Annotated in this window: 26 protein-coding genes and 3 tRNA genes; 19 read left to right on the top strand and 10 right to left on the bottom strand. The window is 72.3% G+C overall.

Annotated features, from left to right (window positions below; genetic code table 11):
* Positions 1-52 precede the first annotated feature (52 nt).
* The 3 genes from AOM07_RS09725 to AOM07_RS09715 all read left to right on the top strand — a co-directional run bounded on the left by AOM07_RS09725 (position 53) and on the right by AOM07_RS09715 (position 743).
* Positions 53-481 (top strand): PIN domain-containing protein, encoded by a 429-nt coding sequence (locus AOM07_RS09725; RefSeq protein ID WP_062313255.1) that lies wholly within the window; start codon positions 53-55, stop codon positions 479-481.
* A gap of 7 nt (positions 482-488) precedes the next feature.
* Positions 489-576: transfer RNA gene (locus AOM07_RS09720), tRNA-Ser, on the top strand.
* Positions 577-653: 77 nt separating this feature from the next.
* Positions 654-743, top strand: a tRNA-Ser gene (locus tag AOM07_RS09715).
* A 46-nt stretch (positions 744-789) separates the two neighbouring features.
* Here the strand turns inward: AOM07_RS09715 and AOM07_RS09710 are convergent.
* The 3 genes from AOM07_RS09710 to AOM07_RS09700 form a co-directional block, all read right to left on the bottom strand.
* Positions 790-1,986: an IS481 family transposase gene (locus AOM07_RS09710; RefSeq protein WP_062313254.1), complete on the bottom strand. Its 1,197-nt coding sequence runs from the start codon at positions 1,984-1,986 to the stop codon at positions 790-792.
* A gap of 131 nt (positions 1,987-2,117) precedes the next feature.
* Positions 2,118-2,777: a TetR family transcriptional regulator C-terminal domain-containing protein gene (locus AOM07_RS09705; protein ID WP_062313253.1), complete on the bottom strand. Its 660-nt coding sequence runs from the start codon at positions 2,775-2,777 to the stop codon at positions 2,118-2,120.
* Positions 2,778-2,881: 104 nt separating this feature from the next.
* Positions 2,882-3,868 (bottom strand): NAD-dependent epimerase/dehydratase family protein, encoded by a 987-nt coding sequence (locus tag AOM07_RS09700; protein WP_169748148.1) that lies wholly within the window; start codon positions 3,866-3,868, stop codon positions 2,882-2,884.
* 246 nt (positions 3,869-4,114) lie between these two features.
* On the opposite strand from AOM07_RS09700, the gene AOM07_RS09695 reads away from it, so the two are divergent.
* The 4 genes from AOM07_RS09695 to AOM07_RS09680 all read left to right on the top strand — a co-directional run bounded on the left by AOM07_RS09695 (position 4,115) and on the right by AOM07_RS09680 (position 6,455).
* Positions 4,115-4,190, top strand: a tRNA-Arg gene (locus AOM07_RS09695).
* A gap of 230 nt (positions 4,191-4,420) precedes the next feature.
* Complete coding sequence (locus AOM07_RS09690) at positions 4,421-5,260, top strand: class I SAM-dependent methyltransferase (protein ID WP_062313251.1); 840 nt, start codon at positions 4,421-4,423, stop codon at positions 5,258-5,260.
* Positions 5,261-5,354: 94 nt separating this feature from the next.
* Complete coding sequence (locus tag AOM07_RS09685; protein ID WP_156171903.1) at positions 5,355-5,906, top strand: DnaJ family domain-containing protein; 552 nt, start codon at positions 5,355-5,357, stop codon at positions 5,904-5,906.
* A 159-nt stretch (positions 5,907-6,065) separates the two neighbouring features.
* Positions 6,066-6,455: an SHOCT domain-containing protein gene (locus AOM07_RS09680; RefSeq protein ID WP_062313247.1), complete on the top strand. Its 390-nt coding sequence runs from the start codon at positions 6,066-6,068 to the stop codon at positions 6,453-6,455.
* 42 nt (positions 6,456-6,497) lie between these two features.
* On the opposite strand, the gene AOM07_RS09675 is transcribed toward AOM07_RS09680, so the two are convergent.
* From AOM07_RS09675 to AOM07_RS09665, 3 genes are read right to left on the bottom strand one after another with little or no spacing between them, the layout of a single operon-like run.
* Entirely contained in the window at positions 6,498-7,544 is a 1,047-nt protein-coding gene (locus tag AOM07_RS09675) for a DUF8320 family protein (RefSeq protein WP_062313245.1), read from the bottom strand.
* Positions 7,541-8,713 carry a sensor histidine kinase gene (locus AOM07_RS09670; RefSeq protein ID WP_062313242.1) on the bottom strand — a complete coding sequence of 391 codons (1,173 nt, stop codon included), beginning with the start codon at positions 8,711-8,713 and terminating at the stop codon, positions 7,541-7,543. Before AOM07_RS09670 ends, AOM07_RS09675 begins: the two co-directional genes overlap by 4 nt.
* A gap of 13 nt (positions 8,714-8,726) precedes the next feature.
* The gene (locus AOM07_RS09665; protein WP_062313240.1) at positions 8,727-9,377 is read right to left on the bottom strand and encodes a response regulator transcription factor; all 651 of its coding nucleotides are present in this window, start codon (positions 9,375-9,377) and stop codon (positions 8,727-8,729) included.
* 251 nt (positions 9,378-9,628) lie between these two features.
* On the opposite strand from AOM07_RS09665, the gene AOM07_RS09660 reads away from it, so the two are divergent.
* Positions 9,629-10,087 (top strand): variant leucine-rich repeat-containing protein, encoded by a 459-nt coding sequence (locus AOM07_RS09660; protein WP_156165399.1) that lies wholly within the window; start codon positions 9,629-9,631, stop codon positions 10,085-10,087.
* An 18-nt stretch (positions 10,088-10,105) separates the two neighbouring features.
* Positions 10,106-10,534, top strand: a complete 429-nt coding sequence (locus tag AOM07_RS09655) for a septum formation family protein (protein ID WP_062313235.1) — start codon at positions 10,106-10,108, stop codon at positions 10,532-10,534.
* A 1-nt stretch (position 10,535) separates the two neighbouring features.
* On the opposite strand, the gene AOM07_RS09650 is transcribed toward AOM07_RS09655, so the two are convergent.
* A complete protein-coding gene (locus AOM07_RS09650) occupies positions 10,536-11,141 on the bottom strand; it encodes a septum formation family protein (RefSeq protein ID WP_062313233.1) in 606 nt (201 codons plus the stop codon).
* On the bottom strand, positions 11,141-11,929 hold the full coding sequence (locus AOM07_RS09645) for an exodeoxyribonuclease III (RefSeq protein ID WP_062313231.1): 789 nt from the start codon (positions 11,927-11,929) through the stop codon (positions 11,141-11,143). Before AOM07_RS09645 ends, AOM07_RS09650 begins: the two co-directional genes overlap by 1 nt.
* Positions 11,930-11,973: 44 nt before the next feature.
* On the opposite strand from AOM07_RS09645, the gene AOM07_RS09640 reads away from it, so the two are divergent.
* The 9 genes from AOM07_RS09640 (at position 11,974) to AOM07_RS09600 (ending at position 20,228) form a co-directional block, all read left to right on the top strand.
* The gene (locus tag AOM07_RS09640; RefSeq protein ID WP_062313229.1) at positions 11,974-12,738 is read left to right on the top strand and encodes an SDR family NAD(P)-dependent oxidoreductase; all 765 of its coding nucleotides are present in this window, start codon (positions 11,974-11,976) and stop codon (positions 12,736-12,738) included.
* 33 nt (positions 12,739-12,771) lie between these two features.
* A complete protein-coding gene (gene pyrE, locus AOM07_RS09635) occupies positions 12,772-13,338 on the top strand; it encodes an orotate phosphoribosyltransferase (RefSeq protein ID WP_062313227.1) in 567 nt (188 codons plus the stop codon).
* Positions 13,339-13,439: 101 nt separating this feature from the next.
* Positions 13,440-14,348 (top strand): hypothetical protein, encoded by a 909-nt coding sequence (locus AOM07_RS09630; protein WP_062313225.1) that lies wholly within the window; start codon positions 13,440-13,442, stop codon positions 14,346-14,348.
* Between the two features lie 57 nt (positions 14,349-14,405).
* Positions 14,406-14,963 (top strand): LemA family protein, encoded by a 558-nt coding sequence (locus AOM07_RS09625; RefSeq protein ID WP_062313223.1) that lies wholly within the window; start codon positions 14,406-14,408, stop codon positions 14,961-14,963.
* Between the two features lie 58 nt (positions 14,964-15,021).
* Complete coding sequence (gene purT / locus AOM07_RS09620) at positions 15,022-16,236, top strand: formate-dependent phosphoribosylglycinamide formyltransferase (protein WP_062313221.1); 1,215 nt, start codon at positions 15,022-15,024, stop codon at positions 16,234-16,236.
* 21 nt (positions 16,237-16,257) lie between these two features.
* Positions 16,258-16,953, top strand: a complete 696-nt coding sequence (locus tag AOM07_RS09615) for a DUF2786 domain-containing protein (protein WP_062313219.1) — start codon at positions 16,258-16,260, stop codon at positions 16,951-16,953.
* Between the two features lie 15 nt (positions 16,954-16,968).
* A complete protein-coding gene (locus AOM07_RS09610; protein ID WP_228374425.1) occupies positions 16,969-17,604 on the top strand; it encodes a TrmH family RNA methyltransferase in 636 nt (211 codons plus the stop codon).
* A 135-nt stretch (positions 17,605-17,739) separates the two neighbouring features.
* Complete coding sequence (gene fbaA, locus AOM07_RS09605) at positions 17,740-18,759, top strand: class II fructose-bisphosphate aldolase (protein ID WP_062313215.1); 1,020 nt, start codon at positions 17,740-17,742, stop codon at positions 18,757-18,759.
* 173 nt (positions 18,760-18,932) lie between these two features.
* The gene (locus AOM07_RS09600; protein ID WP_062313213.1) at positions 18,933-20,228 is read left to right on the top strand and encodes an adenylosuccinate synthase; all 1,296 of its coding nucleotides are present in this window, start codon (positions 18,933-18,935) and stop codon (positions 20,226-20,228) included.
* On the opposite strand, the gene AOM07_RS14750 is transcribed toward AOM07_RS09600, so the two are convergent.
* Positions 20,200-20,520, bottom strand: a complete 321-nt coding sequence (locus AOM07_RS14750) for an ArsR/SmtB family transcription factor (RefSeq protein WP_062313211.1) — start codon at positions 20,518-20,520, stop codon at positions 20,200-20,202. The genes AOM07_RS09600 and AOM07_RS14750 overlap by 29 nt on opposite strands.
* 312 nt (positions 20,521-20,832) lie before the next feature.
* Here AOM07_RS14750 and AOM07_RS09590 point away from each other — a divergent pair, with 312 nt between their 5' ends.
* Positions 20,833-21,363, top strand: a complete 531-nt coding sequence (locus tag AOM07_RS09590) for a hypothetical protein (RefSeq protein WP_156171902.1) — start codon at positions 20,833-20,835, stop codon at positions 21,361-21,363.
* A 128-nt stretch (positions 21,364-21,491) separates the two neighbouring features.
* On the opposite strand, the gene AOM07_RS09585 is transcribed toward AOM07_RS09590, so the two are convergent.
* Positions 21,492-23,816, bottom strand: a complete 2,325-nt coding sequence (locus AOM07_RS09585; protein WP_062313454.1) for an ABC transporter permease — start codon at positions 23,814-23,816, stop codon at positions 21,492-21,494.
* Positions 23,817-23,820: the final 4 nt, after the last annotated feature.

The raw sequence follows: 23,820 nt of genomic DNA, 5'->3' as shown, positions 1-23,820 counted from the left end.
CTTCCCGGCGACGTGCGCGGGGCCCGCGTGCGAGCGGCGCTACCCTTCTAGCGTGATCTACGTCGACGGCTCCGCCCTGTGCCGGTTCCTGCCGGGCGTGCGCTACTTCGACGAGTTCAACGACTTCGCGGTGCCGCGGATCCAGGAGCTCGCGACCACGCAGCTCGGCTTCACCGAGCTGCGCCAGGCCGCGGAGCTGTATCCGCGGGAGCAGAAGGCGAAGGCCTTCGACGTGGTCGAGATGGTGCGCAGCTCCATCCCGGTGATCCGCTTCTCCGAGCACAACGTGTCGGTGTCGACGCACGCGGTCGCGGTGCTCAAGCCGTTCGCGGCGCTGCACCTCGGGGCCGCGGTCGCGCACCCGCAGATCCACGCGATCCTCACGTACGACGCCGAGCTCGCGCGGGCGGCCGAGCTCTACGAGCTGCAGGTGCTGAGCCCGGGCCTCGCTCCCGGCTGGCACAATGTGACCGGCGCGTAGGCGCCAGGGAGAGTTGACCGAGCGGCCGAAGGTGACGGTCTTGAAAACCGTTGAGGCGTAACCCGTCTCCGTGGGTTCGAATCCCACACTCTCCGCTCCGGCGGCGCGCGCAGGGCGCGCGTTGCCCGGCACCGCGCGGGACCGGTACCCTGGTCCCCGGCCCGCGCGCCCAGGAGACGTGACCGAGCGGCCGAAGGTGCATCCCTGCTAAGGATGTGATGGGGCAACTCATCCGTGGGTTCGAATCCCACCGTCTCCGCCATTTGTGATGTGTCGGGACATCGTTCACAGATGTCTCGGGTCATCGTTCACAAAGGCCCCTCCTTCGGGAGGGGCCTTTGGTGTTTCTTGGGCTGGTAGTCGCGGGTTTCGTCGAGGTGGTGTTCTGCGATGATCTCGCCGGTGGTGCGGTCGATGACGAGGGTGTCGCGGCCGGCCATGAGGAGCACGATGTCGGTTCCGCGGTGGGCGCGTCCGATGCCGAGGTGGCGTAGCTTGCCGGCCCAGCGCACGGTGATGGTGCCGCCGGGGTCGACGATGTCGTGGCGGACGCGCCAATGGCGCTCGAGGAGCTCGATCGAGGGCTGGTCCTTGGGTAGCGCGGTGTAGGCCTCGGCAGGGGTGCGCCGTGCGAGCGACCGGTGGGGGCGCTCGTGGTTGTAGACATGCTGGAAGGTGTGCAACACGTGTTGCATCGCGTCGATCGTGTCGGCGTCGGGCCTGGCCGCGAGCCACTTCTTCAGGGTCTGGTGAAAGCGTTCGATCTTGCCCTGGGTCTGGGGGTGGCCCGGGTGGCCGTTCTTCTGCTTGACGCCTAGGGATGCGATGACGTGCTCGAAGTGGTTGGGGCCGCCTTTGTAGTTGGCGAACCGGGTGGTGTAGATCAGCCCGTCGTCCGTCAGCGTCGACGCTGGTAGACCGTGCTCACGTGCGGTGGTCAGGAACGTGGTGGTCACGATCGGCGCGGTCACGACCGCATGGACGGAGATGTGCAGCAGGAACCGGGAGTGGTCGTCGAGCCAGGAGATGATCTCGACCTCGGTGGCGTCGGCCAGGTGCCAGTGGGTCATGTCGGACTGCCAGCAGCCGTTGGGGGTGGCGGCTTCGAAGCGGGTCCACGACGAGCGGGGACGTTTGCGTGGCTGCGCCGTGACGCGTTCGCCTTCACGCAGGATCCGCCAGATCGTCGACGTCGCCGGCACCGTCAGGTCCTCGCGGGCGAGCCGGTCCGCGATGGACTCCGCCCCCGCATCGAGTCCTTCGCCCGTCAGCGCGTCGCGCAGCTCCACGATCCTGGCCCGCACCGGTGCGGGCGTGGCCTGTGGCGACGTGCGTGGGGCGCGTGAGCGCGGCTCCAGACCCGCAACGCCCTCCGCTCGGTAGCGCGTCAGGAGGGCGTAGATCCACCGTCTGGAGACCTTGAACCGCTGCGCCGCCTCGGCGACGGACAGGCCGCCCTCGACGACCGCCAGCACGATGACCCGGTTCTTGTCTGCATCCGCCATGGCCCATCGTCGAAGCACCAGGCCTGTGAACGATGTCGCGACACATCAGTGAACGATGTCGCGACACCAGACACCACCGTCTCCGCCATTGGAAGGCCCCGACACCGTCGGGGCCTTCGTGGCGTCCGGGCTCAGGCCTGCGCCGCCACGTCCGGGGCGACGATGGGACGGGCCGGCTCGAGCGGCTCGTGCAGGTAGCGGTCGAGGAAGGACCGCAGCAGCCCCTCGACGTCGATCGCCTCGCTGTCGAGCAGCCACTGGATCTGGAGCCCGTCGAGCAGCGCGATCGCCTGCGCGGCAACGCCCTGCGGGTCGCAGCGGCGCTTGAGCTCGCCCTCCTCCTCGAGCTCGCGCAGCGCGTCGACGAGCAGGCCGCGCAGCCATGCGTAGCGCGCGCGGAAGTACTCGTGCCCCGGATGGTCGGGCGCCGTCGCGGCCGTGGCGAGCGTCCCGAAGAGCTCGAGCGTGCCGGGGGTTTCGGTGCCGAAGCGGGCGATGTCGATGAAGGCCTGCAGCAGGCCCCGCCCGTCGCGCGGGCTGTCGGGAAGGAGCTCGATGCCCAGGTCGTCCCGCAGGCGCAGCGCGTCGACCAGGAGCTCGCGTTCGTCGGGGTAGACCTCGCGCGCATGAGCAAGGGTGAGACCGGCCGCGTCCGCGACGCGAGCGAGCGAGCTGTCCCGCCAGCCGCCGTGCCTGATCTCGTCCAGCGCCGCCGCCGCGAGCGCGTGCTCCTCCTGCTCGAGCCGGAGCCTCGCCCCGGTGGGTCCCTGGATGCCCGTGTCGTGCGTCATCGCCGCCTCCCGAACGCCGTCGTCCCGGTCCTTCGACTGTAGCCCCGCAGCAACGCGGACGCCGGACGTGGGCCGCGAGGCCCACGTCATCCCCGGGAGGAGTCTCAGGAGGCGGGGACGCCCGCCCGGAACCACGCGACCGTCTTCGCCAGGCCCTCGTCGAGCGGCGTCGACGCACTCCAGCCGAGCACGTCCCGCGCCTTCGTCACGTCCAGGCACCGCTGCCGCGGCGGGCCGGTGCGCACGCCGCGGAACTGCGGCTCGCGAGCGATGCCGTCGTAGGCGAGGCTCGCACGCTCCGCCACGTCGCGCACCGAGTTCAGCGTCGAGTTGCCGAAGTTGAAGGCCCCGGGCTCACCGCCGGCGATGAGGTGGTCGGCCGCGCTCATGTACGCGCGTGCCATGTCACCCACGTAGAGGAAGTCGAGCCGGGTCGAGCCGTCGTCGCGGTCCCCGAAGTCGTAGCCGTCTCCCGCCGCGAGCTGCGACAGCGCGCGGGGGACCAGGCGCGAGGCATGGCGATCGCCCGGTCCGTAGGTGTTCATGAAGCGGCACGAGGCGTGCGGGATCTTGAACGTGGTGCCGTACCCGCGCACGATCATCTCCGCGGCCATCTTCGACGGCCCGTAGAGGTTCGAGGCGAGGCGCGGCTCGCGCGTCTCCGGGATGGGCTCGGGCTCGAAGCTGTCGCCGTAGTAGGCGCCGCTCGACGCGAACACGAAGACGGGGTCGTTCCCGGCGGTGCGACAGGCCTCGAGCACGAGCGTGGTGGCACGCACGTTGTCGTCCACCACGGACGCGGGCTTGCTCAGGCTGTTCATGATGATCGGGTCCGCGGCGAGGTGGAACACGACGTCGAACGCGCCATCCCCCACGACGTCCTGGACGAGCGTGCCGTCACGCAGATCGCCCAGCACGAAGTCGATGTCGTCCTCGACGCCCATGTCCTCGAGGGGTTTGCCCTCGATCGGATCGCGGTCGATGACCGTGACCTCCGCCCCTCTGCTCACGAGCTCCGCGACGAGGTGGCTCCCGCCGAACCCCGCCCCGCCCGTCACCAGGCATGAACGTCCCTGCCACATGTCGGTCATCTCCGGCCCCCTCCGAGATCCCCAGCGACCTGACCGGTCGGCTCCCTCGTGGTCCGTCCGATCACTCCCGATCATGCCCCCATCACGGCCGGATTGTGAAGTGGTTTGTCCAGATTTGCGCTGCGGAGCAGGGGCTTCGGGTGGCGATCGTGCGTGCGCCGGGGGGCGGGGTGCGGAGCGGGGACGAGTGTGTACGGAGGCACGCTCAGAACCCTGTATAGTTGTGTCTCGGCCCGCGAGGGTCACGCGCCCGTAGCTCAACGGATAGAGCATCTGACTACGGATCAGAAGGTTGGGGGTTCGAATCCCTCCGGGCGCGCCAGATGCGAAGGCCGGACCGTCAGGTCCGGCCTTTCGTCGTCTCCGGACCGGTCGGCGCCCGGGCGCGTGCGCGCCGTCCCCGCGCGCGAGCATCGGTGCGTTCCGCGGCGTGCCGATGGTCCCGCCGGCACCGGCGGCCGCGGTGCTAGCCTCGCCCCATGCGCTCCTAGGTCAGATCCCGCCCGACGCCCCGCCGCGTCGCGATCCGACCACCCCTGACAGGAGCACCTCATGACCAGCAAGCCGGCGCCCTTCAGCGCCTACACCACGCCCGAGTTCTGGAACGACCCGCACATCTCCGTGCGGATGCTCGCCTTCCATCTCGACCCCGAGGCCGTCCCGGCCTCGCGCCCCCACTCGTTCATCGACGCCTCGGCGGCCTGGATCGCGCGCGAGCTCGGCCTCGGGCACGGCTCCAGCGTCCTGGACCTCGGATGCGGTCCCGGGCTGTACGCCGAGCGCCTCGCCGCGAACGGCGCGACCGTGCTCGGGATCGACGTGTCCGCACGGTCGCTCGCCCACGCCCGAGAGGCCGCCGACGAGCGAGGCCTGCCGGCCTCCTTCGTGCACGGCAGCTACCTCGACGTCGACCTCGGCAGCGGCCACGACGCCGCGATCATGATCTACGAGGACTACTGCGCGCTCAGCCCGGACCAGCGCTCGCGGCTGCTGCGCCGCGTCCACGCCGCGCTGCGGCCCGGCGGCGTGATGCTCGCCGACATGACCGCCGCGCCCCGCTTCGACACCCTCGCCGAGGGGCGGGTGACCGAACCCGACCTCATGGGCGGGTTCTGGGCGCCGACGCCCTACATCGGCACGCGCGAGACCTGGCGCTACGACGATCTGCGCCTCGCCGTGGACCACTACGTCATCGAGCGCGAGGGGCGGACGCGCGAGTTCTGGAACTGGATCCACTGCCTGACCCCGGGCGAGGTCGCGGACGAGGCCGCCGCCGCCGGTTTCGAGGTCGAGCGCGTGCTCGGCGATGTCGGCGGGGCGCCGTACGACCCCCGTTCCCACACGTTCGCCGTCGTGCTGCGGAAGCGGCCGGACGAGGCGCCGGAGCGCTGAGCGTCGTCCGTCGCCGACCGGCGTCGATGCCCGGTCGGCGACGGGCGCGCGGCGGGCCGTTCTCGCCGAGCTCGTCGCGTGCGAGCATGGGACGATGCGTGATTGCGAGGCTCCGGACCCGGTGCGCGATGCCGCGCGCTACGCGGCCGCGAGGGACGATGCGAACCGCGCCGCCGACACCCCGGTGGACGTCGCGCATCGTGCCGCCGAGCACGAGGAGCGCGAGCGCGAGGAGCGGCGCGCGGAACGTCGCCGCCGCGATCGCGCCGCGACCCAGCACCTGTGGGTCGAGCGGCGCATCGTCGAGGCGCAGGAGCGCGGGGACTTCGACGACCTGCCGCTCGCCGGCAAGCCCATCCCGGGCCTCACGAGCGGCGACCCCGATTGGTGGACCAAGGCGCTGATCGAGCGGGAGAGGCTGTCCGACCTCGCGCCGGAGTCCGTGCTGCTGCGGCGCGAGGACGCCGCGCTCGACGGCCGGCTCGACGCGCTGTGGGACGAGGCGGCGGTGCGCGACGCGGTCGAGGAGTTCAACGCGCGGGTCCTCACCGCACGATGCCGACCCGCCGACGGGCCGCCGCTCGTCACCCTGGTGCGGGACGTGGAGGCGGAGGTCGCGCGCTGGCGGGAGCGCCGTCGGGCGTGACGAGGCTCGTGACGAGGCTCGGGACGATGGTCCCTTGCGTCGGGCCGCGCGCAGCCATCGCGGACGCGCCTCGCCGATGCACGCGCGACCGCGCATCGCCCCCGCTAATGTGGTGATTGACAGCCCGGGCATGGAGCCCCGCTGCGGAAAGGGTCTGCCATGGACTTCCTCGAGAACTTCCTCAACATCCTGCTGTGGTCGCTGTGGTTCGCGATCTGGATCTCGTTCATCTTCCTCATCATCCGGTTCGTCTTCGACGTCTTCCGTGACGAGAACCTCTCCGTGTTCGGGAAGATCCTGTGGACGCTGCTGCTCGTCCTCGTGCCGATCATCGGTGCGCTCATCTACATCTTCGCGCGCGGCCGCGGCATGGCGGAGCGCGACGTCGAGGCGGCGAAGTCGATGCGCTCGGCGCAGGTGGAGTACACCAAGGGCCTCATGGGCGAGGCGGGCTCCGCAGGCGAGATCAAGGCGGCCAAGGAGCTGCTCGACTCGGGGTCGATCACCCAGGAGGAGTTCGACAAGCTCAAGGCGAAGGCGCTCGGCTGAGCGTCCCGCCCCACACGCAGACGGCGGTCCGGCCCCTCGGGGTCAGGCCGCCGTCGTGCTTCCCGCGGCGTCGAGCACGGTGCGGCTCACCCGGTCGCCGTCGACGCTCACGATGGTGAGCGCCTCGTCGCGGCCGGGCGGCAGCAGGCGCACCGTCACGGTGCCGGTGGCCGCCGCGAGGGCCGCCGCGACCGCATCGTCCACCCGCGCCATCGCCTCGCCGGAGCCGAGGCCCGAGCCCCGGTCGTCGAGCAGCGTGACGTCGACGCCCCGCGCGCGTGCCGCGGCCGCGGCGTCGAGCACCGCGGGCGTCGCGAGGGCGCGCCCGCGCACCCCGTCCCGCAGCCGCGCCTCGGCCTCGCGCATGCGGCCGCGCTCGTCGTCCGACAGCGGCGCACCGGAGGCGACGCGCTCGAGCAGCGGCAGCGACGCCGCCGCGACCTCCGCCGCGCGTTGGAGCCGCACCTGACGGCTCGCCTCCGCGGTCGCGGCGGCTGCGGCCGCGTCGACCGAGCGCTCGGTCAGCTCGTTGATGCGGCGGGCCGTCCGCCGCAGGCTCGTGACGAACAGCGTCGCGACGACGAGGAGTCCCAGCTGCGTGTCGACCATGAGCAGGCCAGTGAGGGCCGAGCGTCCGGTGGTGGCCGTCCAGACGGCGGTGATCGCGGCCATCGCCGCGGCCGCGCCCCACGCGAGCGCCGTCCGGCCGCGGAGGATGAGGAACCACAGGAGCCACGTGTTCGACCCGAGATGCCAGGAGGCGCGGCCGGTCGGCCCCTCCGTCGGCAGCGTCCACGAGATCAGCAGCGTCGACGCGACGACGGCCCCGACGACGAGCCATGAGTCGCGCAGCGGGAACGGGTCCGGGTGGGGTCGCGCGAGCAGGACGCCCGCCGCGCTGACGATGACCGCCGCGACGTACGCGGGCCACCGCGGGCTGACCGAGTGGATCGTCGAGATCGTGAAGACCACGTTCGTCACGATGAAGATGCCCAGCACCAGGCTCGCGCCCTCCGAGCTGAGCGCGAGCAGGCGGCTGACGTCGACGGTGCGAGAGGCCTGCGGGGGAGCGGTGCGACCGACGCTCATGGGCGGCTCCAGCTGAGGACGACGGTGGTGCCGACGCCGGGCGTCGACGATACGTCGGCGTCGCCCCCGGTGACGGTGCGCATGCGTTCGAGGATGCTCACCCTGATCCCGAGCCGGCGCTGCGACACGCGCCCCGCGGCGAAGCCCCGGCCGTGATCCGACACGACCACGCGCGCGGAGTCGTCGGCGACGTCGCACTCGACGCTCGGGTCGGAGCCCGGGCCGCCGTGGCCGAGCGCGTTGCGCAGGGCCTCGGCCGTGGCCTCCGCGAAGGCCGCGACCACCCCGGCCGGGAGCGGCGACTCGCCGTCGACCGCGTAGCGCACCGGCACGGCAGGGTCGACGGTCGCGGCGGTCGAGCGGATCACCGCGACGAACTCCTCGGGGTCGTAGTCGCGCGACTCGGTCTGCCCGCTCACGAGCGACTCGACGCTCGCGATCGCGTGGCGCGCCTGCTCCGCGAGCGACGCGGGCGGGGTGGGCCGGGAGGCGGCGAGCAGCACCGACATGACGTCGTCGTGGACGATCGCGTTGATGCGGGTCTGCTCGGCCTCGCGCGTGCGCCGGCTCGCCTCGAGCGCGGCCTGCTCGCGCGCATGCGCCGCGGCGGCGTCCTGCCGGTCGCCGGCGGAGATCATCGCGATCGACACGCCGCACAGGATGAGGCAGTAGATGATCGCGCCGAGGCCGTCGAGCGTCGCCTCGAGGGCCGCGTCGTCGCGGACCTGCATCTGCGTGAAGGCCACCACGGGCCCCTGCACGAGCGGGTACACCCAGCCGGCGATGCGCGGCCACGCGATCGCGGCGGCGGTCGCGTGGATGGCGTTGATGCCCTGGGTCCACGGCGTCGCGTCGTCCGCGAGCAGGGGCTCCTTCATCAGCAGCGGCCACGTGATCTGGATCGCCATGAACACCATGGACGTCCAGCCGGCGATGAGCAGCAGCGGCCGGATGGGGAGCACGCGCGACAGCACCGTGTAGAGCGCGGGCACGACGACGCCGACGACGACGGTGAGGATCCCGAACGGCGCGTGGAGCTGGTCGACCTGCCGCAGGAAGCCGCTCGCCCCGGACGACAGCAGGGCGCCGAAGATGATCGCGCCGATGCCGACCGCGAGCAGGAGGGTGCGCTGGATGCGCTCCCGGGCCGGTCTCGCGGCGCCTGTCACGCGCGAACCGTGCTCACTGGGGGCCCTCGAGCAGCCCGTCCTCGAGCGCGCGCTTGTAGAGGTCGACGCGCGACTGGGCGGGCCGGCCCGCGTCCGCGTACTTGCGGCGGATGCGGCTCACGTAGTCGGCGACGGTCTCGCGGGAGACGCCCAGGTGGCGGGCGACGGAGTAGGCGGTCAGGCCCGAGGCGTAGAGCGACAGGATCTCGCGCTCGCGCGCGCTCAGGCGGGCGTCCGCGAGGGAGTCGTCCGAGTCGATCGCGGCCGCCCAGTCGGTGCCGAAGACCTCCTGGCCCGCGGCCGCCGTGCGGATCGCGTCGAGCAGCACGTCCGGCTCCGAGGACTTGCGGATGAGCCCGAGCGCCCCGGCACGCGCCGCGGACTGGATGAGACGGCGGTCCTCGCCGCCCGTGTAGATGAGCACGTGCGCGCCCATCTCGTGGATGGCGGCGATGTTGGACTCCGGCGTGGACCCGTCCGCGAGCCGCAGGTCGAGCACGACGAGGTCGAGCGTGCGGCCGAGGCCCGGGAGCGCGTCGACCCCCTCGACCAGCCCGGCGAGCTCGAGGTCCTGCGCGCCTTCGACGAGGTCGCGGAATCCGATGGAGATGAGCGCGTGGTCCTCGACGAGTGCGATGACCCGGCGCTCCTTCGCGGCGGTCATGACGGCCCCCCTTCCCTGGCACGGAATTCTAGTCGAATCGCGGGCGACATCCCTGGAAGCGCGTGCGATCGGGGCGCCTACCCCCATAAATGGGGGCTTGTCCGGGCCGTCCCGTCACGGGAACCTCGTGTCGAGGTTCACGCGGGAGGTGGAGAGGGGTTCGGGTGATGGGCTGGTCGACGGAGTCTGTGGCTCTCGTCGTCACGGGGGGAATGCTCGCACTCGTCGTCATCGCCTCTCTCCACTCTCGCGTGGCCCTGACCGTCGGCTCGAGGATCGTCTTCCTCGTCGGCGCCGTCTCCTTCATCGGCTTCGCGCTCCTCGCCGAGTACGTGCTCGACATGTCGGTGCCGGCCATCGTGCTCGTGCTCCCGCTCGTCCCGGTCGCGGTGATCTTCGTCATCGTCCGCCGGATCCTCCACACGTCGCATCAGGCGCCCGCCGCGCGCGGGGACGCCGCGCCCGCCGCCGCGGCCGCAGGGCCCGCCGTGCCGTTCGGCGCCGCGGGCGCCGGCGCGGAGCGCCTGCTCGCGGCCAGCCCGTACGCGACCGCCGCGGAGCTCTCCGAGCTCGCCTACTCGCGTCCCGAGCTGCGTCCCGCGATCGCCGCGAACCCGTCCGCCCCGGCGAGCCTGCTCCAGTGGCTCATCGAGCAGGGCGAGCCGGCCGTGCTCGCCGCGATCTCGGCGCGCGGCCGCCTGCTCGGCTGACCGGGTACTGTCGCACGCATGCTGCGCCCGATCGCCCTGTCCCTCGCCGCCGCGCTCGCGCTCGCGGGCTGCTCCGACGGCGAGCGCCAGGAGCTCGCGGTGGGGGACTGCCTCACGATCTCCGGCACGGGCGACACGGTCGGCGACGTGCCCGTCGTGGACTGCGACGGCGTCCACGAGGCGGAGGTCTACGCGGCCTTCGACCTCGACTCGGGCTCGTACGACGAGGACGCGGTGATCGCGGAGGTCGAGGAGGCCTGCGTCGACCGCTTCGACGCCTACGTCGGCGAGCCGTACCGGACCTCCGCGCTCGACGTCTTCTACACGTACCCGCTCGAGGACGCGTGGGCGGAGGGCGACAGGCTCGCGGTCTGCGCGGTGTACGCGCCGGACCCGGACTCCGGGGAGCCGGTCGCGTTCGAGGGCACCCTGGCCGACGCCGCCTGATTCAGGCCGGCGCCGCGTCGCCGCGCTCGAGCGATCCCACCAGCGGCGTCGCCGACGTCACGACGCACACGGCGAGCCGGTCGCCCGCGGCCCACGTCTCCCGCGACGGCGCCCAGACCCGCCATCCGAGGTCGGCTGCGAGGTCCGCGGGGACGACCCGCGCCACGCGCGCGGCGCAGAAGGCGAGGGACTCCTCCGCGATCGCGTCCGCACCGGGCCACGCGCCGTCGGCGAACGTGTGGTCCGCGACGGTCTCGGCCCGGTGCGGCTCGGCGCACCGCACGGCGGTCACGCGGCCCGCGGTCGGGCCGTCCGCGGGCGCCTCCGCGAGGCACAGCCCCGCGACCACCGCGACCGATGCAAGCGCCCCGGTGTCGCCGCGCTGCGCGGGCTCGACCGTCCGCGCCCGTGCCTCGAGGGCGACATCGGCGATCACGCCGCCCGCGATCGCGACGGCCGCCGCGCCTCCCACGATCCACGCGAGCCGGGACCGGCGCCGAGGACGATGCGCTCGCGCGGCGGGCGCAGGGACTGCCGGCGGCGTCGCGGCCGGCGCGGTCCGAGGCTCGCCCAGCGTGGGCGGCGGCGCGAAGCCGTCGCCCGTCATCACGCGTCCGCGAGCTCGACCACCACGGGCACGTGGTCGGACGCGCCCTTGCCCTTGCGCTCGTCGCGCACGATGGTGGCGCCCGTCGCCCGCTCGGCGAGCGGCGCGGACGCGTACACGAAGTCGATCCGCATGCCCTCGCCCTTGGGGAAGCGCAGCGCCTTGTAGTCCCAGAACGTGTACGTGCGCTCGGCGGGGATGAAGCGGCGCGAGAGCTCGGTGTAGCCCGCCTCCTCGAACGCGTGGAAGGCCGCGCGGGTCTCGGGGGTCACGTGCGTGACGGCCTCCGAGTCCTCCTCGGACCAGATGTCCGTCGCGAGCGGCGCCACGTTGAAGTCGCCGACCAGCGCGGTCGGCATGTCCGACCACGTCGCGGCGGCGTCGCGCAGGCGCGCGAGGAAGTCGAGCTTGTACGTGTAGTGCGGGTCCGCGAGGCCGCGGCCGTTGGGCACGTAGAGGCTCCACACGCGCACGCCGCCCGCGGTCGCGCCGAGCGCGCGCGCCTCGACGATCGGGTCGCCGGTCTTGGCGAAGCCGGGCTGCGCGGGGAAGGACGTCTCGACGTCCGTCAGGCCCACGCGCGACGCGATCGCGACGCCGTTCCACTGGTTGAGCCCGTGGATCGCGAGCTCGTAGCCCGCGGCCTCGAAGGCCTCGCGCGGGAACTGCTCGGGCTTGCACTTGATCTCCTGCATGGCGAGCACGTCGGTGTCGGACCGCTCGAGCCAGTCGACCACACGGTCGACGCGGGCGCGGATGGAGTTCACGTTCCAGGTGGCGAGTCGCATGGGCACCAAACTACCGGCGGACGATGCGCCGGTAGCCTCGTCGCATGGCCATCGCACTGGTGACGGGAGCCTCCGCCGGGCTCGGCGAGGAGTTCGCGTGGCAGCTCGCCACCGCGGGACACGACGTGGTGCTCGTCGCGCGCTCGCGCGACCGCCTCAGCGAGGTCGCGGAGGTGCTCACCTCCGCGACCGGGCGCGGCGCGGAGCTCCTCCCCGCCGACCTCACGACGCCGGAGGGCCGCGAGGCCGTCGCGTCGCGGCTCGCGACGGAGGACAGGCCCGTCAGCCTGCTCGTCAACAACGCCGGCTTCGGCATCGGCGCATCGTTCCTCGACTCGACGTGGGACCAGGAGCGCGCGCTGCTCGACATCCACGTGACCGCGCCGCTGCGGCTCGCGCACGCCGCCCTGCCCGGGATGGTCGCGCGCGGGCACGGCGCGATCCTCAACGTCTCGTCGGTCGCCGCGCACCTCGGCAACTCGACGTACGCCGCGCACAAGCGGTGGGCGGTGGACTTCACGCAGGCGCTCGCGGGCCAGCTCGACGGCACCGGCGTGACGGCGACCGCGGTGCTGCCCGGCCTGGTCCGCACCCGCTTCCACGACTCGGACGCGCTCAGCCACATGCGGCACGAGTTCCCCGAGCCCGTGTGGCTCGACCCCGAGCGCGTGGTGGCCTCGGCGCTCGCGGCCGTGCGCCGCGGCCAGACGGTCGTGACGCCGTCCGTCGGGTACGCGCTCGCGGGCACGATGCTGCGCGCCGTGCCGCAGCGGCTCACCCGCGGCCGCCGCAGCCAGCAGCGCGACTGAGCCCGCGCATCGTCCCCGGCTACCCTTGACCCCATGACCACCGGCACCCCGCGCGAGCAGCTGCGCGACCTCATCACGGAGCTGGCCGTCGTCCACGGCCGCATCACCCTCGCGTCGGGCAAGGAGGCGGACTACTACGTCGACCTGCGCCGCATCACGCTGCACCACCGCGCCGCGCCGCTGGTGGGCCACGTGCTGCTCGACGCGCTCGAGGAGGCCGGATACGGCCCCGCCGACGTCGACGCGGTCGGCGGCCTCACGCTCGGCGCCGACCCGGTCGCGACCGCCCTCATGCACGCCGCCGCGTCCCGCGGGCTCGACCTCGACTCGTTCGTGGTCCGCAAGGAGTCGAAGGCGCACGGCCTCCAGCGCCGCATCGAGGGGCCCGACGTCGCGGGCCGCAGGGTCGTCGCGGTCGAGGACACCTCGACCACCGGCGGCTCGGTCCTCACCGCCGTCGAGGCGCTGCGCGAGGCGGGTGCCGAGGTGGTCGCCGTGGCCGTGATCGTCGACCGCGACACCGGCGCCAAGGAGAGGATCGAGGCCGAGGGCCTGCCCTACCTCTACCTCTACGGCCTCGAGGACCTCGGCCTCAGCTGAGCCTCGCCCCCGCGGGCCTGCCGCGGGCGCGTCCGCTTCCGGGCCCCGTGCGAGCGAGCCCGCCCTTCACGCGCCGCGCCCGCGTCGCTAGGGTGGCGGCCATGCGAGGGATCACGTCGATGCGCCTCGGCACGGGCGCGCTCGTCGCCCTCGGCGTGCTCGCGTACGTGTTCGGCGGCCAGGCGGCGTGGATCCTGCTGCTCCTGGGCGCCGCGCTCGCGGGCCTCGTGGTGTGGGAGTACGTCGAGCATGCGCGCCATCGCGACGAGGTCGCGCGCTTCGCGCTCGAGCACGGCTGGTCGCACACGCCGCGCACGGCGAAGTACTCGCTGCGCTTCACGGGCACGCCCTTCGACCAGCGCGGGTCGAGCGTGCGCCAGGAGGACGTGCTCGAGGGCAGGTACGGCGGCGTCCCGTGCGCGACGTTCACCCACGTGGTCGAGCAGCAGTCCGACGGCGAGCGGTCCTCCGCGCAGGTGTTCCAGGTGACGCTCGCGGAGCTGCCCGTGCGGCTGCCGCGCCTCGACATCGTGCCCGAGCACGTGGGTCACCATCTCGCGCAGGCCTTCGGCGGCGTCGACATCGAGGTCGAGTCGCACGCCTTCAACTCGCGCTGGCGGGTCATCGCGCGCGACCGCAGGTACGGCCACGACGTGGTCGACCCCCGGATGATCGAGCGGCTGCTCGCGTACGACGTCGAGGGCTGCTCGCTGCGCATCGACGGCGGCGCGGTGCTCATGTGGAGCCCGGGTCGCGAGGGCGTCGACACGCTCGCCAAGCGGCTCGACGTGGTCGCGGGCGTCGCCCGCCGCATCCCCGACCACGTCCTCCGCCGCTACGCGCAGGCCGGCGCCGCGATGCGCGATCCCGACGCGCCGCTCGCGGGGCCCGCGTGGGCCACCACCCCCGGCGTCCTCAACTCGCGCCGGTACACCGGCATCGGCAGCGACGAGGCGCAGCAGTGGACGGCGACCGACCCGGAGCCCGAGGCGGGGCCGCCCCGCGCGTGACCCTGGAGGGTCCGGCCGGGCCCCGCTAGAGTCGCCACAGACGTCAGGAGAGACACAATGGAATGGTTCCTCATCGCGCTCGGCGTGATCCTCGTGCTCATCGTCCTGTGGGCGATCACCGCCTACAACGGGCTCGTCCGCCTGCGGAACCTGGTCCAGGAGGCCTGGCGCCAGATCGACGTCGAGCTGCAGCGCCGGCACGACCTCATCCCCAACCTCGTCGAGACCGTCAAGGGCTACGCCAAGCACGAGCGCGAGACGCTCGAGGCGGTCACCCAGGCGCGCACCATCGCCGCCGCGCCGGGCTCCTCGCCCGCCGAGCAGGCCGCGCAGGAGAACGTGCTGACGCAGGCGCTAGGCCGCCTGTTCGCCGTCGCCGAGGCCTACCCGGACCTCAAGGCCAACCAGAACTTCATGCAGCTCCAGCAGGAGCTCACCAACACCGAGGACCGCATCGCCGCGGGCCGCCGGTTCTACAACGCGAACGTGCGCAGCCTCAACACGCGCATCGAGACGTTCCCGACCGTGCTCATCGCGAACATGTTCGGCTTCCACCGCGAGGAGTACTTCGAGACCGAGGACGCCGCGCGCCAGGCGCCGAACGTGCAGTTCTGACCCGCCGCATCGTCCCGCCGCGCGCACGGTCCCGGCCGGCGGCTGGGACGATGGGCGCATGACCGTCACCCTCGGCACCCCGCTCACGCCCACCGCGACGCGCGCCCTCCTGCTCGGCTCCGGCGAGCTCGGGAAGGAGGTCGCGATCGAGCTGACCCGGCTCGGAGTCGAGGTGATCGCCGCCGACCGCTACGCCGACGCGCCCGCGATGCACGTCGCGCACCGCGCGCGGGTGCTCGACATGCTCGACCCCGAGGCGCTCCGCGCGCTCATCGCCGAGGAGCGGCCGCACCTGATCATCCCCGAGATCGAGGCGATCGCGACCGACGTCCTCGCGGAGGTCGAGGCCGCGGGCGACGCCACCGTGATCCCCACCGCGCGCGCCACCATCCTCACGATGGACCGCGAGGGCATCCGCCGCCTCGCCGCCGAGGAGCTGGGCCTGCCGACGTCCCCCTACCGCTTCGTCGACACCGTCGACGGGCTGCGCGGCGCGGTCGCGGAGGTCGGGCTGCCGTGCGTGGTCAAGCCCGTGATGTCCTCGTCCGGCAAGGGGCAGTCGGTGATCCGCAGCCTCGACGACGTCGACGCCGCGTGGACCTACGCGGTCGAGGGCGGCCGCGCCGGCGGGACCCGCATCATCGTCGAGGGCTTCGTCGACTTCGACTACGAGATCACGCAGCTCACCGTCCGTCACTCAGGCGGAGTGACGTTCCTCGACCCCATCGGCCACGTCCAGGTCGACGGCGACTACCGCGAGTCCTGGCAGCCGCAGCCCATGTCGGACGCGGCGCTCGCCGAGTCGCGCCGCGTCGCCGGCGCCGTCACCGAGGCGCTCGGCGGCCGCGGCGTCTTCGGCGTCGAGCTCTTCGTCCGCGGCGACGAGGTGCTCTTCTCCGAGGTCTCCCCGCGCCCCCACGACACCGGTCTCGTCACGCTCGCCTCCCAGGACCTGTCCGAGTTCGCGCTGCACGCCCGCGCGGTGCTCGGCCTGCCCGTCCCGGCCGTGCTGCCCCTCGGCCCGAGCGCGTCGTGCGCGGTCCTCGCCGAGGGCTCCGGCGTGCCCGTGTTCTCGGGCGTGGACGATGCGGTGGCCGCGCCGGGCACGGACGTGCGGCTCTTCGGCAAGCCCCGCGTCGACGGCCGCCGCCGCGTCGCCGTGACGGTCGCGCGCGGCGCGTCCGTGGACGAGGCGCGGGCGACCGCGCGGGACGCCGCGGCGGCCCTGCGCATCGACCTGATCGAGCCTGTGGAGAACCCGCCCGCTGTCTGATCCCGGTGCGACGCTGGTCGGGTGACCGCTCCCGACGCCATCCTCGACCAGATCCAGACGCTCCTGCGGATCGCGGACGGCGGCTCGCCGTACCCGGCCGAGCGGGAGCTCGCCCGCGAGAGGGCCGAGCGGCTGATGGTCCGGTACGCGATCGACGAGGCCGGCGTGCGGATGAGCCGCGAGGAGGCCGAGACGCCCACCACGCGCGCGTTCGACTTCGCGGCGCCGTACGTCAAGGACCAGATCATCCTCGTGTGCGGGATCGCGCGGGTGTTCTCGTGCCGGTCGGTCATCCACGGCGGCCGCCGCGTCACCGCGGTCGGCTTCGCCTCGGACCTCGCGATCGTCGCGGCGCTGGTGGACACGCTGCTGCCCGCGATGCGGCTGGAGATGGACGTCTACGGCGGCTCGCAGTCGCGCAAGAAGGCGTTCGCCTGGTCGTACACGAGCACCGTGACGGAGCGTCTCCGGGCCTTCTACGCGGGCGCGCTGCGCGAGGCCGAGGAGGAGGGCACCGGCTCCGCGGTGGTGCTGCTCGACCGCGCCCAGCAGGTGGAGGTCGCGTATCAGGAGATGTTCCCGAACCTCCGGGCGGCGCGGCGCCGCGTGCTCACGTCGTCGGAGGGGTGGGGCGAGGGGGCCGAGGCGGGCAAGCGTGCGGACATCTCCCTCGGGCGGAAGGTGGACGAGCCGGGGCGGCGCGAGCTGGGGGCGTGACCTAGTCTCGTGCGCGTGGACGATGCGGATCAGGCCCCGACGCACGGGCTCGGGCCCTGGGAGGGGCCGTGGCCCGAGGACGAGCGCCTCGACCCCGAGCTGCTCGAGCACGGCGACCGCCGCAACGTCGTCGACCGCTACCGGTACTGGCGCCACGACGCGATCGTCGCGGACCTCGACGCGCGCCGGCACCCCTTCCACGTCGCCATCGAGAACTGGCAGCACGACCTCAACATCGGGTCCGTGGTGCGCACCGCGAACGCGTTCCTCGCGCGCGAGGTCCACATCGTCGGCAACCGTCGCTGGAACCGCCGCGGAGCGATGGTGACGGACAGGTACCAGCACATCCGCCACCACCCCACGGTCGAGGACCTCGCGGCGTGGGCCGTCGCGGAGGGGCTGCCCGTCATCGGCATCGACAACCTGCCCGGCTCCGTCCCGCTCGAGACGTACGCGCTGCCGCGCGCGTGCGTGCTCGTCTTCGGGCAGGAGTCCGTGGGGCTGTCCGACGCCGTGCGCGAGGTCGCCGAGGCGACGCTCGCGATCGCGCAGTACGGCTCGACGCGGTCGATCAACGCCGGCGCCGCCGCGGCGATCGCGATGCACTCGTGGGTGCGCCTCCACGGCGACGTCGAGGCCGGGCACGCCTGACCGCGGGCCGGTGCGTGGCGCATCGTCCCTACCTGCGCGGACGGCCACCGCGCTCTGGGACCTTCGCCACCCAGCACGAATCGATTTCTGACAGAATGGCAGGCGGTTCCATCCGCACAAGCTCAGGAGTTACCCATGGCTATCGCCACCACCGAGTCGTACGCCGCGATGCTGGACGCCGCCAAGGCCGGCGGCTACGCGTTCCCGGCGATCAACATCACCTCGTCGTCGTCCGTCACCGCCGCCATCCAGGGCTTCGCGGAGGCCGAGTCCGACGGCATCATCCAGGTCTCGGTGGGCGGTGGCCAGTACGCCTCCGGCTCGACCATCAAGGACGCCGTCGTCGGCTCGCTCGCCCTCGCCGCGTACGCCCGCGTGGTCGCCGAGAAGTACGGCGTCACCATCGCGCTGCACACCGACCACTGCCACAAGGTCTACCTCGAGGAGTGGCTGAAGCCGCTGCTCAAGCTCGAGGCCGAGTCGATCGCCTCCGGCAACGGCCCGATCTTCAACTCGCACATGTGGGACGGCTCGTCCGTGCCGATGGACGAGAACCTCGCCATCGCCGAGGAGCTCCTCGAGCTGTCGCAGGCGGCGGACACGATCCTCGAGATCGAGATCGGCGTCGTCGGCGGCGAGGAGGACGGCCACTCGGCCGAGGTCAACGACAAGCTCTACTCGACCCCCGAGGACGGCATCGCCACCATCGAGCGTCTCGGCCTCGGCGAGAAGGGCCGCTACATGACGGCCATGACCTTCGGCAACGTGCACGGCGCGTACAAGCCGGGCGCCGTCAAGCTCCGCCCGGAGATCCTCGGCGACATCCAGGCCGCCGCTGCCGAGAAGTTCGGCAAGGAGAAGCCGTTCGACCTCGTGTTCCACGGTGGCTCGGGCTCGACCGCCGAGGAGATCGCGACCGCGGTCTCGCACGGCGTCATCAAGATGAACATCGACACCGACACGCAGTACGCGTACACGCGTCCGGTCGTCGACCACATGATGAAGAACTACGACGGCGTCCTCAAGGTCGACGGCGAGTGGGGCAACAAGAAGGCCTACGACCCGCGCGCCTGGGGCAAGCTCGCCGAGGCCGGCATGGCGGCCCGCGTCGTCGAGGCCTGCCAGCAGCTCGGTTCCGCCGGCAAGAAGATCTGAATCACCTGATCGTGAGGGAGGCCTCCGCGGTCGCGTGACTGCGGGGGCCTCCGCACGTTCGGGGCCGATGCGCGCTGCAGGTGCGGCGCGCATCGGCCGATAGCCTGTGAGGGGCGTTCGCGCCTCACGAGATTTCAAGTCCCGGCCGGATGCCGGGCGAAGGGGAGGGCACGATGCCCGGAGCAGTGATCGTCGGAGCCCAGTGGGGCGACGAGGGCAAGGGGAAGGCGACGGACCTCCTCGGCTCGCGCGTCGACTACGTCGTGAAGTTCAACGGCGGCAACAACGCGGGCCACACGGTCGTCATCGGCGACCAGAAGTTCGCGCTCCACCTGCTGCCGTCCGGCATCCTCACCCCGGGCTGCACGCCCGTCATCGGCAACGGCGTCGTCGTCGACCTGCGCGTGCTGTTCCAGGAGCTCGACGCTCTCAACGAGCGCGGCGTCGACACCTCCGACCTGCTCGTGTCCAACGCGGCGCACATCATCGCGCCGTACGCCCGCACGCTCGACAACGTCACCGAGCGCTTCCTCGGCAAGCGCAAGATCGGCACCACCGGCCGCGGCATCGGCCCCGCGTACGCGGACAAGATCAACCGCCTCGGCATCCGCGTGGGCGACCTGTTCGACGAGTCCGTCCTGCGCGACAAGATCGAGGGCGCGCTCGTCGCGAAGAACCACCTGCTCGTCAAGGTCTACAACCGCCGCGCGATCACGGTCGACGAGGTCGCCGACGAGCTGCTCGAGTACCGCGACCGCCTCGCGCCGCACGTCACCGACACGTCGCTCGTGCTCAACAACGCGCTCGAGGGCGGCGAGACCGTGCTGTTCGAGGGCGGCCAGGCGACGATGCTCGACGTCGACCACGGCACCTACCCGTTCGTCACCTCGTCCTCCGCGACCGCGGGCGGCGCGTGCACCGGCTCGGGCGTCGGCCCGACCCGCATCGACTCGGTCATCGGCATCGCGAAGGCGTACACCACGCGCGTGGGCGAGGGCCCGATGCCCACCGAGCTGCTCGACAAGTGGGGCGACCGCCTGCGCGACGTGGGCCACGAGTTCGGCACCACCACCGGCCGCCCGCGCCGCTGCGGCTGGTACGACTCGGTCATCACGCGCTACGCGTCGCGCATCAACGGCCTCACCGACATCGTGCTGACCAAGCTCGACGTGCTCACCGGCATCGACGAGATCCCGGTCTGCGTGAGCTACGACGTCGACGGCGTGCGCTACCAGGACCTGCCGCTCGACCAGGCGGCCTTCGCGGCCGCCGAGCCGGTCTACGAGACATTCCCCGGCTGGGAGGAGGACATCTCGGGCTGCCGCGAGTTCTCCGACCTGCCGCAGAACGCGCAGGACTACGTCAAGGCGGTCGAGGAGCTGTCCGGCTGTCGGATCTCCACGATCGGCGTGGGCCCGGGCCGCGACGAGATCATCCAGATCAACGACCTGCTCCACGAGCGCGGCTGAGCCGCAGACTCGCGAGCCAGTCGGCGACGTCGTCGGCGGCGCCGTCGACGAGGCTGTACCAGCGGTGCGTGCCGTCGGGCGCGACGTCGACCAGGCCTGCGGTCGCGAGCACCTTGAGGTGCTGTGACACGCGCGTGTGCGAGATGCCGTAGAGGCTCGCGGCCGAGGCGGCGAGGTCGCCCGCGGAGGTGGGACCGACCTCGAGCAGCTCGAGCAGGCGGCGGCGGACGGGGTCGGCGAGGGCGGCCAGCGTCGCGTCGAGGCGCGCGGCGCGGTCGAGGTCGGCGTCCATGAGGTCGCTCCTTCTGCTGGTCCATACCGGCGGCTCGTCGCCGGGTGCGCCCCGCGGGATCGCCTGGCCCGGTTCCGCTGTTTTAGCAATTCCTAAAATAGTCGGGAGCGAGGTGCGTCGCCCGTCGTGCGCACGAATCGTGCGCGGGCGCGGTGGGATCGCGCGCTCCCGGTCGCGCATCGGCGCCAGCCCTGCGGACACGAAACGCGCTCGTATTGCGCCGGTGACAAAACGGATATAGCGTCCGAAATGGGACACGATCCCCGCGGGGCGTCAGAGGGCCGCTCCGGCGAAACAGCTGGGGGAACTTCAATGAAGAAGATTCTGGCGACCCTGTTCGCGTCCGCTCTGCTCCTTGTCGGAGGTGGAGGTATTGCCGCGGCATCCGACGATGTGTGCCAAGTGTCGTGCGGGCCCACATTCACCAAGGAGGAGACCGCCTGGGGCAAGGGTGGTGAGATGGGCGGCGCCAACTGGGCGATGTTCACGCCGTACTCCTGCGCATGCGGCAACTTCCTGATTGCTGGCAACCCGAAGAAGTCCGAGAACAAGGTCGGCTTCGTGTCGTTCTCGCCACCCGACGCGGACGGCAAGATCAGCATCACCATCGATGTCTACGAGTGGAAGGCGAAGTTCTCCGATCCGCTCACCGTTCACATCGGCTACTACGACTCGGCTCCGACCGACGGCAAGAACCCGGCGCCCGGGCAGCTGGACGTCAACCTCGAGCACCTGGTGCTCGGCGTCGACTACACCTTCGATGCAGTCGAGCAGAAGATCGTGATCTCCGGCCTCGAGTACCACCCGTACTACGCGGTTCACACCGAGGTCCTGGTCAAGTAGCGGTCGACCCCCTCGAGGGCCGCGTCCTTCCCCGGGCGCGGCCCTCTTCCATGCCTCGGCGACGTCGGCGGGTTTCCCGCAGGGGTCCGGGACGGCGCGCGAGGGCCGGCGGAGGGTCCCGCGCGGGCTCAGACCGCCCGCTCCCTCACGACCCGCGCGACGTCGACCCGGCGCACCGCGCGCGCCGCGGGGATCCGTGACAGCGCCGAGGCGACCAGGACGCCGGCCGCCGCGAGCCACGGCACCCACCACGACCACCACAGCTCGAACGTGAAGAGGTCGCTCGAGAAGGTCGACAGGAACCCAGCGGCCGCGATGGTGCCGGCCACCAGCCCGAACGGCAGCCCGAGCGCCGTTGCGACGACGTTCTCCGTGCTGATCGTGCCGGCCACCTTCCGCACGGGCACGCCCGCGGCGCGAAGCGTCGCGAGCTCGCCCGTCCGCTCCACGACGTTGACCGCGAGCGTCACGTACATGACGGCCAGGGCGAGCACCCCGCCGAGCGCGATCATCACACCGATGAAGGCCCAGAACAGGCCCAGATACTGCTGCACGGTCGTGAGCAGGGCCTTCGAGTCCTCGTAGGCGACCACGCCGTCGAGCGCCGTGATGTCCTCGCGCATCGTGTCCCGGTCCACGCCGTCGGCGAAGAGCACGTCGTAGCTCGCGACGGTGCCGTCCGGCAGCGCGCCCCGGGCGACGTCCTCGGCGGCGTACAGGTACGTCCCCATCGGCTCCGCGAGGAGGCCCTCGAGCGTCACCGTGGTGTCGCCGGCCTCCGTGACGAGCGTGAGCTGGTCGCCCACCTCCACGTCGAGCACGTCGGCAAGCCCCACCCCGGCGAGGATGCCCGAGGCGGGCAGGGTCGTCGTCGTGCCGTCCTCGAGCAGGAACGTGTGCATCTCGGTGTCGGTCCGGAACCCCCGCAGCACGGTCGCGTAGCCGGTCCCGTCGGCGCGCGCGGTGACCTGGCCCACGACGGTGGCCTCCACCGCATCGACGCCGTCGACCGCCTCGAGCGCCGCCGCATCGGTCCCGCCCGAGACCGCGACGGACGCGTCCTGGTTGTCGATGACGTCGTACTGGGTCTCGAGCGCGTGGACCATCGTCGTCATGATGCCCACGGACGCGAGGACCAGCACCATCGACAGCACCGCGCCGAGCATCGTCGCGATCGTGCGGCGCGGGCTGCGCCCGATGTCGCGGAGCGCCATGCGCGCCGGCACCGGCATCCAGCGCAGCCGCGCCACGAGCCTGCTCCACGGCCCCGGCGGACGCAGCGGGGCGGCGGCGTGCATCGCCGCGGCGGGCTCGGTGCGCGACGCCGCGAGGGCGGGGAAGAGCGCGCCGAGCAGCCCGACGAGCACGCCGAAGACCACGCCGCTGGCGATCATCCAGGGGTAGTTCTCCACGATCGTGTCGGGGACGCCCAGTGCCGACGTGTACGCGGACGTGACCGCGCCGTTGGCGAGAGCGCCGAGGAGCACCCCGACGACACCGCCGAGCGTGCCGATCATCAGCCCCTGGAGCAGGTACATCCGCAGCACCCGGCCGCGGCGCGCGCCGCCCGCCATGAGCGTCGCGATGATGGGTCGCTCCATGAGGATGCGCCGCGACAGCATCACGTACGACGCGACGCCCGCGGCGGTGAGGAACAGCGCCGGGAAGGCCTTGGACATCTCGTCGAAGCCGTCGAGGTCCTCGTTGAGGGTCGCCTGCGACGGCATGTCCTCCCACGCCTGGATGGCGGTCGCGCCCGCATCGTCCATCGCCCGGGTGACCGCGTTGTCGGACGATGCGGTGAGCCGGTCGGGCATCGCGACGAGGGCCTGGTTGTCGGGGCCGAACCAGGCGTTCACCGTGTCCTCCGGAAGGTAGAGAACGGCGAAGGAGTGCGGATCGGAGACGGCGTCCTGGCGGCTTCGGGCCGGCCAGATGTACTCGGCGGAGACGGCGACGCCGACCACGGTGACCTCGTGCCAGCCGTCGGCCGCGTAGACCTGGAGCGTGTCGCCGGGGGCCAGGCCGAACGTCGAGGCGGCGTGCGTCTCGACCACCGCCTCGTCGGTGGCTCCCGCGCTCAGGTAGGAGCCCTCGGTCACGTCGATCGCGCCGAGCTCCGGCTGGTCGCCGGCGGGCATGCCGACCACCCGGCCGAGCAGCTTGGTGCCCGCGATGAGCATCGGCGGGTCGTACTGGGCGCGAGTGCCGGTGGCGGCGGCGCCCGCATCGTCCGCCGCGCTCGCGACCGCCGCGACGTCGCCGCCCGTGGCGATGTAGGTGGGGAGCGCGAGCCGCTCGTACGTGTGGTGGTACGAGGCGGTGAGGTTCTCGAAGGCGCCGGCGGTGGCGACGAAGATCATCACGCCGAGCAGGATCGTGACCGCGACCGCGACGACCTGGGCGCGGGACCGACGGAGGTCCCGGAGCGACTTGCGGGTCGTGACGCGCATCGCG

This window comes from Demequina rhizosphaerae, from assembly GCF_000971255.1.
Taxonomy (GTDB): Bacteria; Actinomycetota; Actinomycetes; order Actinomycetales; family Demequinaceae; genus Demequina; species Demequina rhizosphaerae.
Note: the sequence above shows the minus strand (reverse complement) of the source record. Positions and strands in the feature narration are given on the sequence as shown.

Bases quoted from the DNA above. Each gene is read 5' to 3' on its own strand.
- AOM07_RS09710 (WP_062313254.1), bottom strand. From the start codon at position 1,986: ATGGCGGATGCAGACAAGAACCGGGTCATCGTGCTGGCGGTCGTCGAG.
- AOM07_RS09705 (WP_062313253.1), bottom strand. From the start codon at position 2,777: ATGACGCACGACACGGGCATCCAGGGACCCACCGGGGCGAGGCTCCGG.
- AOM07_RS09700 (WP_169748148.1), bottom strand. From the start codon at position 3,868: ATGACCGACATGTGGCAGGGACGTTCATGCCTGGTGACGGGCGGGGCG.
- AOM07_RS09690 (WP_062313251.1), top strand. From the start codon at position 4,421: ATGACCAGCAAGCCGGCGCCCTTCAGCGCCTACACCACGCCCGAGTTC.
- AOM07_RS09685 (WP_156171903.1), top strand. From the start codon at position 5,355: ATGCGTGATTGCGAGGCTCCGGACCCGGTGCGCGATGCCGCGCGCTAC.
- AOM07_RS09680 (WP_062313247.1), top strand. From the start codon at position 6,066: ATGGACTTCCTCGAGAACTTCCTCAACATCCTGCTGTGGTCGCTGTGG.
- AOM07_RS09675 (WP_062313245.1), bottom strand. From the start codon at position 7,544: ATGAGCGTCGGTCGCACCGCTCCCCCGCAGGCCTCTCGCACCGTCGAC.
- AOM07_RS09665 (WP_062313240.1), bottom strand. From the start codon at position 9,377: ATGACCGCCGCGAAGGAGCGCCGGGTCATCGCACTCGTCGAGGACCAC.
- AOM07_RS09655 (WP_062313235.1), top strand. From the start codon at position 10,106: ATGCTGCGCCCGATCGCCCTGTCCCTCGCCGCCGCGCTCGCGCTCGCG.
- AOM07_RS09650 (WP_062313233.1), bottom strand. From the start codon at position 11,141: ATGACGGGCGACGGCTTCGCGCCGCCGCCCACGCTGGGCGAGCCTCGG.
- AOM07_RS09645 (WP_062313231.1), bottom strand. From the start codon at position 11,929: ATGCGACTCGCCACCTGGAACGTGAACTCCATCCGCGCCCGCGTCGAC.
- AOM07_RS09640 (WP_062313229.1), top strand. From the start codon at position 11,974: ATGGCCATCGCACTGGTGACGGGAGCCTCCGCCGGGCTCGGCGAGGAG.
- pyrE (WP_062313227.1), top strand. From the start codon at position 12,772: ATGACCACCGGCACCCCGCGCGAGCAGCTGCGCGACCTCATCACGGAG.
- AOM07_RS09630 (WP_062313225.1), top strand. From the start codon at position 13,440: ATGCGAGGGATCACGTCGATGCGCCTCGGCACGGGCGCGCTCGTCGCC.
- AOM07_RS09625 (WP_062313223.1), top strand. From the start codon at position 14,406: ATGGAATGGTTCCTCATCGCGCTCGGCGTGATCCTCGTGCTCATCGTC.
- purT (WP_062313221.1), top strand. From the start codon at position 15,022: ATGACCGTCACCCTCGGCACCCCGCTCACGCCCACCGCGACGCGCGCC.
- fbaA (WP_062313215.1), top strand. From the start codon at position 17,740: ATGGCTATCGCCACCACCGAGTCGTACGCCGCGATGCTGGACGCCGCC.
- AOM07_RS09600 (WP_062313213.1), top strand. From the start codon at position 18,933: ATGCCCGGAGCAGTGATCGTCGGAGCCCAGTGGGGCGACGAGGGCAAG.
- AOM07_RS14750 (WP_062313211.1), bottom strand. From the start codon at position 20,520: ATGGACGCCGACCTCGACCGCGCCGCGCGCCTCGACGCGACGCTGGCC.
- AOM07_RS09590 (WP_156171902.1), top strand. From the start codon at position 20,833: ATGAAGAAGATTCTGGCGACCCTGTTCGCGTCCGCTCTGCTCCTTGTC.
- AOM07_RS09585 (WP_062313454.1), bottom strand. From the start codon at position 23,816: ATGCGCGTCACGACCCGCAAGTCGCTCCGGGACCTCCGTCGGTCCCGC.